This is a genomic window from Ureibacillus terrenus (assembly GCF_006569205.1).
Taxonomy (GTDB): Bacteria; Bacillota; Bacilli; order Bacillales_A; family Planococcaceae; genus Ureibacillus; species Ureibacillus terrenus.
The window spans coordinates 54265-66401 of the sequence record NZ_VIGD01000006.1 but is presented as its reverse complement, the minus strand read 5'-3'; the positions used below and the strand labels follow the sequence as shown (position 1 = coordinate 66401).

At 40.2% G+C, this 12137-nt stretch carries 11 protein-coding genes and 1 pseudogene; 7 read left to right on the top strand and 5 right to left on the bottom strand.

The genetic code is table 11. From position 1 onward, the window contains the following. Window positions 1–174 precede the first annotated feature (174 nt). A complete protein-coding gene (locus FKZ59_RS06005; protein WP_141601849.1) occupies window positions 175–735 on the top strand; it encodes a GNAT family N-acetyltransferase in 561 nt (186 codons plus the stop codon). 110 nt (window positions 736–845) lie between these two features. Here FKZ59_RS06005 and FKZ59_RS06000 read toward each other — a convergent pair whose 3' ends face one another. Together FKZ59_RS06000 and FKZ59_RS14680 are read right to left on the bottom strand one after the other, a co-directional pair. Further along, window positions 846–1433 carry a beta-class carbonic anhydrase gene (locus tag FKZ59_RS06000; RefSeq protein WP_141601848.1) on the bottom strand — a complete coding sequence of 196 codons (588 nt, stop codon included), beginning with the start codon at window positions 1431–1433 and terminating at the stop codon, window positions 846–848. Between the two features lie 159 nt (window positions 1434–1592). After that, window positions 1593–1733, bottom strand: coding sequence for a hypothetical protein (locus FKZ59_RS14680; RefSeq protein WP_181733202.1), 141 nt, complete (start codon window positions 1731–1733; stop codon window positions 1593–1595). 426 nt (window positions 1734–2159) lie between these two features. On the opposite strand from FKZ59_RS14680, the gene motA reads away from it, so the two are divergent. After that, complete coding sequence (motA, locus tag FKZ59_RS05995) at window positions 2160–2960, top strand: flagellar motor stator protein MotA (RefSeq protein WP_141601847.1); 801 nt, start codon at window positions 2160–2162, stop codon at window positions 2958–2960. Continuing rightward, entirely contained in the window at window positions 2944–3714 is a 771-nt protein-coding gene (motB, locus tag FKZ59_RS05990; protein ID WP_141601942.1) for a flagellar motor protein MotB, read from the top strand. The genes motA and motB overlap by 17 nt, the downstream gene beginning before the upstream one ends. Before the next feature lie 132 nt (window positions 3715–3846). Here motB and FKZ59_RS05985 read toward each other — a convergent pair whose 3' ends face one another. Then, window positions 3847–4068 carry a DUF1128 domain-containing protein gene (locus FKZ59_RS05985; protein ID WP_141601846.1) on the bottom strand — a complete coding sequence of 74 codons (222 nt, stop codon included), beginning with the start codon at window positions 4066–4068 and terminating at the stop codon, window positions 3847–3849. A 160-nt stretch (window positions 4069–4228) separates the two neighbouring features. On the opposite strand from FKZ59_RS05985, the gene FKZ59_RS05980 reads away from it, so the two are divergent. Further along, a complete protein-coding gene (locus tag FKZ59_RS05980) occupies window positions 4229–4570 on the top strand; it encodes a YtxH domain-containing protein (protein ID WP_141601845.1) in 342 nt (113 codons plus the stop codon). A gap of 18 nt (window positions 4571–4588) precedes the next feature. Next, a complete protein-coding gene (locus FKZ59_RS05975) occupies window positions 4589–5512 on the top strand; it encodes a YihY/virulence factor BrkB family protein (protein ID WP_141601844.1) in 924 nt (307 codons plus the stop codon). A 129-nt stretch (window positions 5513–5641) separates the two neighbouring features. Here FKZ59_RS05975 and FKZ59_RS05970 read toward each other — a convergent pair whose 3' ends face one another. After that, on the bottom strand, window positions 5642–7546 hold the full coding sequence (locus tag FKZ59_RS05970) for a heavy metal translocating P-type ATPase (RefSeq protein WP_141601843.1): 1905 nt from the start codon (window positions 7544–7546) through the stop codon (window positions 5642–5644). 233 nt (window positions 7547–7779) lie between these two features. Between FKZ59_RS05970 and FKZ59_RS05965 the strand changes: the two are divergent. After that, window positions 7780–9154 (top strand): annotated as a pseudogene (locus FKZ59_RS05965) (L-cystine transporter). Window positions 9155–9290: 136 nt separating this feature from the next. Here the strand turns inward: FKZ59_RS05965 and FKZ59_RS05960 are convergent. Next, window positions 9291–10847 carry a fumarate hydratase gene (locus FKZ59_RS05960; protein WP_141601842.1) on the bottom strand — a complete coding sequence of 519 codons (1557 nt, stop codon included), beginning with the start codon at window positions 10845–10847 and terminating at the stop codon, window positions 9291–9293. Window positions 10848–11203: 356 nt separating this feature from the next. Here FKZ59_RS05960 and FKZ59_RS05955 point away from each other — a divergent pair, with 356 nt between their 5' ends. Beyond that, window positions 11204–12097 (top strand): LysR family transcriptional regulator, encoded by an 894-nt coding sequence (locus FKZ59_RS05955; protein ID WP_141601841.1) that lies wholly within the window; start codon window positions 11204–11206, stop codon window positions 12095–12097. Window positions 12098–12137: the final 40 nt, after the last annotated feature.

Here is a 12137-nt window from a genome sequence, read left to right as displayed (position 1 = left end):
TCGACTGGAAAGCTCAAACATAAAATTCAAGACCTGCGAAGAAAATTGAAATAATAATGAAGGCATCTGGAATCTACTATATAGTAGATATAGAAATAAATAATTTAAGAAAGGGCTATAGGTATCAAAATGGTGAAAAAGCTGTTTCAAATTATTAAAAAGAAGGGTGATCATGTGATTCGAATCGAAAGCGACAGGCTGCATTTGCGCACCTTTGTGGAAACGGATGCAAAAAAATTGGCGCAATTATTGCAAAGAAACAAATATTTTTGGGCAACGTATGAACCGCTGCATGATGCCGAGTATTACACAGAAGAAGCCCAATACCGGAAAATATTGGAGGGAATCCATCTTCAGCGTTCAAATCGCGAATATTCTTTCGGGATTTTTACAAAAGATGAAGAAGAATTAATTGGGCACATTTCCCTTTATGCAATTAAACGATTGCCTTATAATAGCGCGTTCATCGGGTATTCCATAGATGAAAGATATACCGGGAAAGGCATTGCGACCGAAGCGGTAAAGGAAGTTGTGCAATTCGGGTTCAATGTCGTGAATCTGCATCGAATCGAAGCATATGTATCACCCAAAAATATCGCTTCCGTAAAAGTGTTGGAAAAAGCGAATTTTAAAAAGGAAGGGCTATTGAGGGAATTATTATATATTAACGGTTCTTGGGAAGATCATTATATTTATGCCCTTTTGCAAGAAGATTATTATCGGAAAAACAATTAAGGAAACCCCGTTTCCAACCGGATTTTACGGGATTTGATCCGGAGTCGATTTATTCAGGGAAAAATAAAAAAAGCCCATCCGTATAAAACGAATGGGCGAAGCAAATTCAATTATGAATGTTGATGGCGCAATTCCAAATATTCATGTCCATTTGTCAATAAATCAAGTTTTCCTGTTTCCGGATCCATCACCAAGCCATGAACTGGCGTATTTTTAGGGAAAAGCGGATGGTTGCGGATGATGTCCACGCTTTTTAACACATTCTTTTCAACGTCGCCAAAACCGCGAAGCCATTCAACTAAATCAATTCCCGAATACTTGATGGATTTAATCATTTCATCGCTGATTCCTCTTTCTCTCATATGATCAATCATGACGAAAGGATCCACTTTGCTCATGCCGCAATCATGATGACCGATTACATACACTTCATCCGCCTGTAATTCATAGACGGCCACTAAAATACTTCTCATAATTCCTCCGAAAGGATGTGCAACCATTGCGCCTGCGCTCTTGATAATTTTTGCATCGCCATTGCGCAAATTCATCGCTTTCGGCAATAATTCAATCAAACGCGTATCCATGCAAGTTAAAATGACAATTTTTTTGTCAGGGTATTTTGATGTTATATAAGGCAAATATTGCTTATTCTCAACAAACTCTTTGTTAAAACGCAAAATTTCCTCTAATGATGTCATCATGTATCCCCCCTTGGATGTTAAACATGATTATAACAATAAGAAAAGGGGCAAAACAACGGAAATACTACAAGACCAATAAATCAGGCAATAATTGATAAAAAAAACCGACAAAAACAGGAGAACCTGTTTTGTCGGTTTTTAGGCAGCTTTATCTAATTAAAATTTTTCAGTTGGTTTTGGATCAACTTTTACTGAGCTGGAGGAATCTAAACCTTTGCGCAAATAATGAATGAACATGGCAACTGATACCACAAGAAGCCCAAGAAAACCAGTTACAGTCGTTAAAAATAAGCCCATCATTAGACCCCTTTCTAAAAAAACAATTCTGGTTACTACTAATTATACTATAACTATATGATTTTTTTAAAGGTTTTAGGAGAAAAATAACGTTAGCAATTCCAAGGAGACTTTCGTTGGATTGCTAATTTTGTATAAAACATGGCAACCCTGTGACCAGCCTGGAAAACGGCCCAACCTTTTTTCCCCATTTAAAAAAGCAGCGGATTTTGGTTTGCTTATAAAGCTGTTGAGCGGCATGGTACCTGTAACGGAAAGGCTATGCCGCTCTTTTTTTTGCCATTAAAACTGTTGAACGTTGTGACATTGTCCCATCATTAAATAACCAGTTTTTATCAAAATATTAATGTATTCAAATAAAAGGAGATTAAAAAATAAGGATAGATGCCGAAATAAATAGTAGCGGAAGATTTGGAGGTACAGATTATGGATAAAGCGACAGTGATAGGTATACTTCTTGGAATCATCGCTATTTTTTTCGGAATGGTATTAAAAGGTGCATCATTAAGCATTTTGATTAACCCGGCAGCTTTTTTGATCATTATTGTCGGTACAATCGCATCGATTGTAGTTGGATTTCCTGGAAAAGAACTTAAAAGGATTCCGAAATTATTAAAAGTCATTTTCACAGAGCAAAAAACCGTCAGCGATGCGGAAATCATCAAAATGTTTTCAAAATGGGCAGATCTGGCCCGTCGTGAAGGTCTTCTTGCATTGGAAAGCGAGGCGCAAGAAATCGAAGATCCTTTTTTAAGAAACGGATTAACCCTTGCGATCGATGGCCAAAGCGCAGATTACATACGCGACGTGTTAAATGAAGAAGTGGAAGCGATGGAAGAACGCCATGAAAGCGGCGCCCAAATTTTTTCCCAAGCGGGTACATATGCACCGACGCTCGGAGTGCTTGGTGCGGTTGTCGGCCTGATTGCAGCATTGGGTGATTTGAATAATATAGATAATCTTGGTTATGCAGTTTCATCCGCCTTCGTAGCAACATTGTTGGGGATTTTCACAGGTTATGTGCTATGGCATCCATTTGCCAATAAATTAAGACGCAAATCCGTTATCGAAGCAAGACAAAAACGTTTAATGATCGAAGGTATTTTATCTGTATTGGAAGGCGAAGCTCCACGTATTATTGAGCAAAAATTGGCTTCCTATTTGACGGAAGAAGAACGGAGACAAATTTTTGAAAGCGGGGCTGATGGCCTTGGCAAAGAAAAATAAAAAGAATGCCAAAAAAACGGAAATTAATGATTCATGGCTGTTGCCCTATTCGGATTTGATGACGCTGCTGTTGGCATTGTTCATTGTTTTGTTCGCGTCCAGCACCATTGACCAGGAAAAACTGGAAAAGATGTCACAGGTGTTCAGCGAAATTTTTAGCGGAGGAGTCGGCTTCATGCATGATACTTCAATGGTTGATAGTCGAGAACCGATGCCTGGCGGGATAACGCCCGAGCAAAAAGCTTATTTGGCAGATCAGGCGCAATTGAAACAAATCCAAAAAGATATTGACGGCTTTATTGCTGTCAATGAATTGGAAGATACCTTTTCAACGAAAATGACAAATGAAGGCTTGCTTCTGACAATACGTGACAGCATTTTGTTCGATCCTGGAAAAGCGGATATAAAGCCCGAAAATATCCCCATCGCCCAGAAGCTATCGCGGATTTTAGATCTTGATCCTCCGCGTTATATCGTCGTGACGGGACATACGGATAATGTACCCCAAAACACCCCCGAATTCAGGTCGAATTGGGAACTGTCTGTAATGAGGGCGGTCAATTTCCTGAAGTTGCTGATCGATTCGAACCCGGATTTGGATCCGAAATATTTTAGCGCAAAAGGATATGGGGAATACAACCCGATTGCATCGAATGATACCGCCGAAGGAAGGGCGCAAAATCGCCGGGTAGAAGTTTTAATTCAGCAAACAGTAAAAGACAATACGGAATCATCCCGGACAACTTCCGAATAAGCAACAAAGAGGAGCGTCCCATCATGGGGCGCTCCTTTTTGTAAGCTTTTGGATAATCATTGAGGATTCCACATTTTTTGAATAATGGTGCATAAATTAGGAAAAAGTATGCGGTAGTAATCGAAATCAGGCTCATTTGCGGAGGGAACCCAGCTCGGAAACGATGGCCTGTATTTCGCTTGGACTGAAAGTATCGCGCTTCATAATCCATTCATATATATCGTATAAAGCTTGATAATCGGATTCTGAAAAATCATCAGGACGCAATACGTTTGTATTCACCATTTTTAATTTTTCTTTAATTTTTTCTATCATATACGCCAAATTATCTTTAGAAGGCGTAGACAAATTCATATTCATTTTCCACCTTTCTTTGAACTTTGTATCATCATTTCATTTCAATCCATTGTTGTCAAGTGAATTCCATGCATTTGTCTTTGCTTTTAAAAGATGAAAAGTTCTTATAGAATATGATTAGAAATTATTTACAAGGATCGACAGGAGGAGTAGGGTCATGAGCGAGAGTAAATTGTGCAAAGGCGTTGTGATTGGAGCATTGGTTGGGGCGGCAGTGAGCATGTTGGATCGCACGACAAGGGAACAGACGGTGGAAAAACTGAAAAAAACAAAGAACAAGGTTATTTATTATGCGAAAAACCGGAGCGAATTGCAGCAATTGGTAAATGAAAAAATCGAAAAAATGCAGAAATTGTATGAGGATACAAAGGATAATGTCAATTTCATTATGGAAAAATTGGATGAAGTAAAAGGAATCCCTGGAGCAGTGCAGGAGATTGTACAGGATACAAAAGAAGTTTTTTCATCCAATGAAGAAAAATCATATCAGGGGGAATGAAGGGAAGTGAACTAGCGTTTGGACAATACGAAAATTCCCCAAATAAAGTGGATTTCGAGAATTCAATCCTTTTTCAAACCGGATGAATCAACCATAAACGTAACCACGTTCAAAGGATTTGTCCAAGATTTAATCATTCGGATATGGAAAGTGGATGTTTCCGGAAAGGGAGCGCAACTGGCTTATTTCTTTTTATTATCTTTCTTTCCGCTATTGTTAGTGATTGTTTCCATCCTCCCTTATTTGAACATTAATCAGGAACATGTATTTCGTTTCATGCAAACCATTGTGCCTACAGAAGTATTTCTGTTGACACGGGGAACGATTGTGGAAATATTGACGACTTACAATGGCGGCGGTCCTTTGTCGATCGGGATTATCGGTACCCTTTGGGCGGCTTCGCAGGGGATGAACGCAATTTTAAAGACGTTGAATGAAGCGTACGAAACGGAGCCGAAGATGGGAATCATCAATCGGGGCTGGTCATTGGTTTTCACGGTATTACTTATCCTCGTGCTATTGCTCGCATTGTTGGTTCCGATTTTTGGACAACGATATATGTATCAGTTGTTTGATTTTTTAGGAGTGGGGGCATCCTTTGTGGTTTTTTGGAATTATGTTCAATGGATTTTGCCGCCGCTTCTCATTTTTATTGTATTGCTATTGTTGTTTTGGCTAATCCCATATACACAACCGAAAGTGCCTATAAGGACCGTTCTTCTGGGAGCGTTGTTTTCCACCGTTTCATGGGTAATATTGATTTATGGTTTCTCTTTTTATGTAAAGAATTTCGGTAACTTTACATCAACCTACGGAAGCATTGCAAGCGTCATCATTTTATTGCTCTGGCTGTATTTTACCGGCATGATTTTAATCTTTGGCGGAATGCTGAATGCTACCATGTATAAACGATATCTGGCCAAGAACAAGCGGGGCAGTTAGGAGCGCCGGCATTACATCCCCCAATGAAGCGGGACAGGTCGGACAGCAAATAAAAAAGGCGGCTTAAGCTCTTTGAAGGCTTAAGCCGCTTTCTGTTATTTGAGGCCATTCCTTATAAACTGAAAATGTTTACTTTAAAGTTTTAAGCATCCTTAATCCGTTTAATATGACCAAAATGGTGCTGCCTTCGTGGCCGACAACGCCCAAAGGGAGATCGACAATTTGAAGGAAGTTTGAAGTTATAAGAATCGCAATGACGGCGGTCGAGAAGATTATATTCTGTTTGACAATCTGCTGCATTTTTCTTCCAAGTTTAATGGAGTAAGCAATTTTTGATAAATTGTTTTTCATTAAAACGACATCGGCCGTTTCCAATGCAACATCGGTTCCTCCCCCCATGGCGATGCCGACCGTCGATTTGGCAAGGGCAGGAGCATCGTTAATTCCGTCTCCGACCATGCCGACATATTGATATTTCGTCAATGCCTGCTCAATAAATTCCGTTTTGGTGATTGGAGAGCATTTTGCAATATAATCGTTTACTCCCGCCTCTTTAGCAATCACTTTCGCTGTTTTTTCGTGATCCCCTGTCAGCATGGCGACTTCTATCCCAAGTTGTTTCAAAGTTTCGACCGCCTCTTTCGCTTCGTTTCGAATCGTATCTTTTAAGGCGATCATTGCTGCAATTCCATCATCATCTTTCAAAAAGACGACGGTTTTTCCTTCTTCTTCGAGGCGGGCTGCGATGCCATCGGCGAAGCTGTCTGCTTCTTCATTGCCGACAAAATCGGCATTACCGATTATATAAGAACGGCCGTTGAAATTTGCCTTTACCCCTTGGCCAGGAATATCGATGATATCGATTCCGGAAATGATGCCGATTTGTTGATCTTTGACGTATTGAACAATGGATTTGGCAAGCGGGTGATTGGATTGGGACTCCATTGATGCAATGAGCTTCAGCGTTTCTCTTTCATCCAAATCTTCCCGGACCAGGACATCCGTAACGACCGGCATTCCCTCTGTCAATGTTCCTGTTTTATCCACGGCCAGCAACTTGAGGGCGCTTAAATTTTCCAAGTGGACGCCGCCTTTGAATAAAATTCCGTGGCGAGCGCCGTTTGAAATGGCTGCAAGTGTGGCAGGCATGATGGAAGCTACTACGGCGCAAGGTGACGCAACGACAAGCAGCACAATCGCCCGGTAAAATGTTGTATTCCAATCCCAGCCGAATAAATAGTGCGGCAGAAACATCATGAGGGCAACGGCGATGAGCACCGCTTTTACATAAATGCCTTCAAATTTTTCAATGAACAATTGGGAAGGGGATTTTTCGCTTTGGGCCGTTTGGACAAGCGTGATGATTTTTTGGAATAATGTTTCGGAATTCGGCTTCGTCATATGGACGGTGATTGTACCGTTTAAATTGATGGTACCCGCAAATACTTCGTCCCCCACGTCTTTTGACACCGGGATCGATTCCCCGGTAATCGCCGATTCATCGATGGAAGAAGAACCTTTAATGATTTTGCCGTCCGCCGGGATGCGTTCGCCCGGTTTAATTAAAAGATGGTCTCCCACCTTCAATGAAGAAACGGGCACTTTCATCGGCTCGAAATCCCCGCGGACGAGCCACGCTTCTTCCGGCTGCAGGTTCATCAGGGCGGATATTTCACGATGGCTGCGATTCATTGCATAAGTTTCAAGAGCTCCGCTTAAAGAGAAAATGAAAATTAGGATGGCCCCTTCCGTCCAATACCCGATGATCATGGAGCCGATGGCGGCCAAAATCATTAAAATTTCCACATTCAACGTTCTGTTTTCTATGGTATCAATGATTCCTTCCTTTGCTTTCGCATACCCCCCGATAATAAATGCGGCAATATAAGATATGACAGATGCTGTTGATAAACCGTTCTTTTCCAATTTCCATGCGATTAAGATCAAAATTCCGCTCGCAATAGCGGCAATCAATTCCTGATGCTGTTTTATATTCTCAATTAACGAGAATTTTTCTCGATTAGAATTCAACATCAATACCTCCTTATGATAATGAATTTCAGTATCAAAGCATCAATTTTATTGCAATTGATAATAAATATCAATTATTTAAAATTTATATTATTTTATAATTATTCTAATCTATAAAATTCCCTTTGTAAAGAAATAAACATAAAAATAAGAAAATTTAAAATATATTATTCTTACTTGACTAATAGGAATAAATATGTATTATTAGGTTTGTTCATAAAAAAGGAGGTTGCTGTATGGGAATTATCTTAAATATAACCGTGCTAGCGGTGTTAATGGCATTTTTATATTTTTTTAAGGAAAAAACACGTAAAATTTTCCAATAGAGTGTTTATTGCAATGGCGCTTGGCGTTTTATTCGGCATCGGGATGCAATGGATTTATGGATTCGGATCAGAAACGATAGAGAAAACAATGCCATGGTTTAATATTATTGGAAATGGCTATGTAAAGTTGCTGCAAATGATTGCGATGCCGCTTGTGTTTATTTCCATTTTGGCGGCATTTACGAAAGTGACAATCGGAAAAAACTTGGGTAAAATTGCGATTCTAATATTGGGAGTTTTAATTGGCACAACGGCGATTGCCGCATCATTCGGTATTTTATCGACGGCATTGTTTGATTTGGATGCGTCACAAATTGTGCAGGGGGAACAGGAAGCGGCACGCGGAGAAGAAATAGTGCAAAAAGCGGAAAGTGTCAAGACTTTGCCGGAACATATTTTGGAAATGTTCCCTTCAAATCCGTTCCTTGATTTGACTGGGGCCCGTTCCACTTCAACAATCGCTGTTGTTATTTTTGCCGCATTTTTAGGATTTGCCTATTTGCAGCTCCGACGGAAAGATGAGGATACGGCCAATACAGTCAAAAAGGGTGTTGATGCATTATACGGCCTTACCATGGGCGTTGTGCGAATCGTCTTGCAATTAACGCCATACGGGGTTGTCGCACTTATGGCCCGCACGGTTGCCACTAGCGATTTTGGGGCAATCGCCGATTTGGGCAAATTTGTCGTTGCGTCCTATGTTGCGTTGATTGCCATGTTTATTGTGCATTTAATTATTGTGTCGTTAACCGGTCTAAATCCATTGATTTACGCGAGAAAAGCGGTAGAAACTTTATTATTTGCCTTCACTTCACGTTCAAGTGCTGCCACATTGCCGTTGAATCTTCAAACACAAACAAAACGATTGGGTGTTCCTGAAGGGATTGCAAACTTTGCGGGATCCTTTGGGTTATCCATCGGTCAAAATGGTTGTGCGGGGGTCTACCCGGCCATGTTGGCTGTCATGATTGCGCCGACTGTCGGAATCGACCCGTTCACTCCAGGCTTTATTGGCCTTCTAATCCTAATCGTTGCAATCATTTCTTTCGGTGTCGCAGGTGTAGGCGGCGGTGCGACGTTTGCAGCAATCATTGTATTATCGGCCATGAATTTGCCGATCGCTCTTGCTGGTATTTTGATTTCAGTGGAACCGCTGATTGATATGGGGCGTACAGCGTTGAACGTGAGTGGCTCCATGGTATCCGGAATCGTATCAAGCCGTTTAACAAAGGAATTGGATGCACAGACATTTAATGATACATCAGAAAGAACATCTTTAGTTTAATCATAGAATCCTGCTCAAGTTTTTTAATAAGAAACCGGACATTCCTTCCAAGGGAATGCCCGGTTTTCTTTATATAAAAAAGCTGCCAAAAAACGGATTCACCCGATTTTTGGCAGCTTAAGCAATAAAATGTTAATTAAAATACTCTTTCTGCGTATTGAGATAATTTTTCGAGCGAAGATTTTTCAATGTCAGCATGCAAAGAGTTTCCGTGGGAGTCCATTGTGACAACCGCAGTGAAGTCTTCCACTGTCAAGTGCCACATTGCTTCCGGAATACCGAACTCAAGGAAGTCCACACCGTCAACGCTCTTAATGCAATCAGCATAATATTGTGCTGCACCGCCAATTGCGTTCAAGTAAACGCCGCCGTGCTCTTGCAATGCTTTCAATGTTTTCGCGCCCATACCGCCTTTACCGATGACTGCGCGGATACCGAATTTCTTCATGATATCCCCTTGATAAGGTTCTTCACGGATGGATGTTGTAGGACCAGCCGCTTTGACAGTCCAATTTCCATTTTCGTCTTTTGCCATAACAGGACCGCAATGGTAAATGATTTGTCCGTTCAAATCAACCGGTGAATCATGAGTCATTAGGTGATGGTGGATGGCATCGCGGCCTGTGTACATGCGTCCGCTGATTTTTACAACGTCGCCCACTTTTAACTGACGAATTTGTTCTTCAGTAATCGGCGCTCTTAACTCAATAACGCGGCTTTCGGATTTAGTTTCAGTTGGTTGTTGTTCTTCTTCATTGCGGAATGTCACTTTTTCGCCATCTTGATAGTGCCATTTGATGATTTCTCCGGTATTGGCATCAATGTCAACTGCCATGCGGCGGAATGCCCAGCAGTTGTAAGCGACTGATACGAAGAAGGAAGCAGGAATGCGGTGCATTACACCGATTTTGCATCCCAATAATGTCGTTTCGCCGCCGAAGCCCATTGTTCCGACGCCAAGTGTATTGGCTTTTTCAACGATATATTCTTCCAATTTTGCTAGTTCAGGAATCGGATTTGTATCTTCCAAATGGCGGAATAATTGGTCTTTTGCCAGATCGTAGCTTGCGGAGCGGTCTCCACCGATACCAACCCCGATAAATCCGGCAGAGCAGCCTTGTCCTTGCGCTTTCCAAACGGCATGAAGAATGCATTTGCGGATTCCGTCAAGGTCGCGGCCTGCGCGGCCAAGCCCTTCCAATTCGCAAGGCAAGCTGTATTGGGCGTTTTTGTTTTCACAGCCTCCGCCTTTTAAAATGAGTTTTACTTCAATGTAGTCTTTTTCCCATTGTTCAAATTTGATAACCGGAACGCCTTCACCAAGATTGTCCCCGCTGTTTTTACCAGTCAATGAGTCAACAGAGTTTGGGCGGAGTTTCGCATCTTCTGTCGCTTTTTTAACCGCATTGCGGATGGCTTCTTTGATTTCTAATTGGTTTGCGCCAATAGGAGTTTTTACTTTAAATGTTGGAAGTCCTGTGTCTTGGCAAATTGGTGATACATTGTCTTCCGCCATTACGATATTTCTTGTGATGGTTGCCAAACTCATGGCAGCCCGAGTGCCTGCATTTTCAGCTTCTTTTGCTCTTTTGATGGCACGGCGAACATCTTTTGGCAAGTTTGTAGATGTTTCGCAAATCAAATCATAAAGGCTTTTCTCCAACGTTTGCAAATATGTAGTTGCGACTGACATATTATTTTCCCCCCAAAAAAAAATTCAATTCTAGAATATTATACATTTTTAAAATTATTATTAAAAGTCTGTTATATAAAAGTAAATGGCAGATTACAATTATAATAGAAAATTTTTTTGAACTGATAAATTATTTCAATTACGCTAACAAAAAAATATAGTTGACAACTATGAATAATATGTTTTAATTTTCGATAAATGATAAAAAAAGAATGATTAGTAAATTTTCATCTAATATCTTACTAAAATTATTGGATTAGTAAATTTAATTTCCTGTTATTTGTCAATTTTGGGTTTGGCATAGGACATGATTACTTTAATCCGACAGTAAAATAATCCGGAAAGGGGCTGGTGTTTTGAATACGGACCAATTGGAGGCGTTTATTTATGTTGTGGAGTTAAAAAGTATTCATAAAGCATCGAAGGCTCTGTATTTGTCTCAACCAACCGTTACTGCACGGATTAAAGCACTGGAAAGGGAATTGAATACAGAATTATTTATCCGACAGGGAAAACAACTGATTTTAAATCAGCAAGGGAAAGAATTTATTCCTTATGCACAACAAATCCTGAAAACTTTTCGCGAAGGAAAAAGCAATATAAGGAATAAACGGGATCATAATGAAATCGTTTTTGGTGCGAATTTCATCACTTCAAGCTATTTTATTCCCCATGCACTCGTTCTGTGGAAAAAAGAAAATCCAGATTTCAATTTCAAATTTATCACGGGAACAAATGAAGAACTGATTGTGAAATTGCTGAATCATGAGATTGATTTTGCTTTCACAAAGCCATTTTCAAACGACAATATCATTCAGGAAGTGGCGTTGGACAATTCCATTCAACTCGTTGTTTACCCGGAACATCCATATGTACTGGGAGAAGAGGTGACCATCAAGAAACTTGCAAAGGAACCCATCGTATTTTTTGAATGTGGGGCGTTTGATTGGAATCTGATTTATAAAATTTTTGAACTGGAAAATGTAGAACCAAAAGTTGAATTTAAGGTAGATCAACTGGAAGTGGCGAAATCATTGATCAAAAACAAACAAGGAATCGGGTTTTTGCCTTTAATAAGTATAAAAGAGGAAATTGAAAGGAAAGAGTTGATTGTTGTGAAGTCCCTGGATTTGTTTACGATCACGCAACCTGTTTATTTATCCTATGTTCAATCGGATGTTGTAAATATTTTGAAAAGCAGCATCCAACGTTCGATTGACCGGTTTAATAATTTTAAATGTCTAGTGTAATCAAATATGAAAGAGCAAAGAAAAAAAGAGGGGTAAGCGT

Bases quoted from the DNA above. Each gene is read 5' to 3' on its own strand.
- FKZ59_RS06000 (WP_141601848.1), bottom strand. From the start codon at position 1,433: ATGACATCATTAGAGGAAATTTTGCGTTTTAACAAAGAGTTTGTTGAG.
- FKZ59_RS14680 (WP_181733202.1), bottom strand. From the start codon at position 1,733: ATGGGCTTATTTTTAACGACTGTAACTGGTTTTCTTGGGCTTCTTGTG.
- motA (WP_141601847.1), top strand. From the start codon at position 2,160: ATGGATAAAGCGACAGTGATAGGTATACTTCTTGGAATCATCGCTATT.
- FKZ59_RS05985 (WP_141601846.1), bottom strand. From the start codon at position 4,068: ATGAATTTGTCTACGCCTTCTAAAGATAATTTGGCGTATATGATAGAA.
- FKZ59_RS05980 (WP_141601845.1), top strand. From the start codon at position 4,229: ATGAGCGAGAGTAAATTGTGCAAAGGCGTTGTGATTGGAGCATTGGTT.
- FKZ59_RS05970 (WP_141601843.1), bottom strand. From the start codon at position 7,546: ATGTTGAATTCTAATCGAGAAAAATTCTCGTTAATTGAGAATATAAAA.
- FKZ59_RS05960 (WP_141601842.1), bottom strand. From the start codon at position 10,847: ATGTCAGTCGCAACTACATATTTGCAAACGTTGGAGAAAAGCCTTTAT.